General features: G+C 61.3%; 2 protein-coding genes. Both read right to left on the reverse strand.

Going from position 1 to position 1,322, the window contains the following annotated elements; all coding sequences use genetic code 11:
• The coding region (locus A2I95_RS38745; RefSeq protein WP_291737701.1) for a cytochrome c at positions 1 to 622 on the reverse strand (622 nt) is incomplete at its 3' end.
• The coding region (locus tag A2I95_RS38750; RefSeq protein ID WP_291737702.1) for a molybdopterin-dependent oxidoreductase at positions 606 to 1,322 on the reverse strand (717 nt) is incomplete at its 5' end. The genes A2I95_RS38750 and A2I95_RS38745, both read right to left, overlap by 17 nt.

A 1,322-nucleotide genomic window follows, 5' to 3' on the forward strand; every position in this document is an offset into this window, starting at 1 on the left:
GCGTCACATCCAGCACCATGGCCCGCATGGTGATCTCCACGCTCTCCTTGCAATTTTCCATGCAAGGTTCCGGGTTCCAGAAATGCGCCTCTGCCTCTTGCCGGTCATCCAGAATAAACCCGCCGGCATTCGGCAGGTCAACATCCGTGAAAGTCCCATCCGAGAGCACAAACTCATCATCGACCAGATCATTGGAGTAAAGGATATAGGCCACGATGGCATAGACCTCATCCGCACTCAGCGACTGCGCATCGCCAAACGGCATTGACCGGTTCACATAGTCCCAGGTGGTCGACAGATACGGCCAGTAGCTGCCAACCGTCTTCAGCGGGTCGTCGTGGTCCAATGTGCCCTGCCCGCCGGCCAGCTTGGGCCAGTTGCCGACGCCTTCGGCAAAATCGCCATGGCAGACGGCGCATTTCTCGGCAAAAACCTCCTCGCCGGTGAACACATCGCCCGATCCTGCGGGCAGGCCGGTGCCGTCGGGGGCAACGTCCACGTCCCACGCCGCGATTTCTTCCGGCAGCGCCGGGCGGCCCAAGCCGAATTTCTCCGCATAGGCCGGTGCCGCACAGGCCGCCACGACTGCGGTTGCTGCCGCAAGCTTAGGAAACTTCAACATTTTCCGCCTCCCCGTTTGCCTTGACCCACCAGGTCTGAATGGCGTTGTTGTGATAGATCGAATTCAGCCCCCGCACCTCGCGCAGCTGCGCCTTGGTCGGCTGCACATAGCCGCTGGAATCCCTGGCCCGGCTCTGCAACAGCATCTCCGTCCCATCCCAGTTTGTATCCAGATAGAACCGCGTCAGCGCCCTGTCGGTGCCGGGTGCAGCCAGCCGTGCCTCTGTCCAGGTCTTGCCGCCATCAACCGACACATCCACGCCGGTAATCGCCCCGCGCCCGGACCAGGCCAGACCGGTGATCACCAGCGGTCCCGTGCCATGTTTGATCGGCGCTTGCGGGCTGGGGCTGGTGACAACGGATTTCGCATCCATCTCCCAGGTCCACTTACGGCTGACACCATTGGCCAGCGTATCAGTGTATTTCGACGTCTCCTCGCGGCTTTCAATTGCCTGATCCGTCACCTCGATCCGGCGCAGCCATTTGATCCACATGTTGCCTTCCCAGCCCGGCACCACCAGACGCACGGGATAGCCATGCTCCTTGCGCAGCGCTTCGCCATTGGCCTTGAAGGCGACCAGAACGTCGTCCATCGCCTTTTCCAACGGGATTGAGCGCCCGTTCGAGGACGCATCCGCCCCTTCGACATAGACCCATTTTCCTTCGGGGCTGACACCAGCCTCTTCCAGAAGCGTCCGCAG

Source organism: Leisingera sp. F5 (assembly GCF_001593695.1).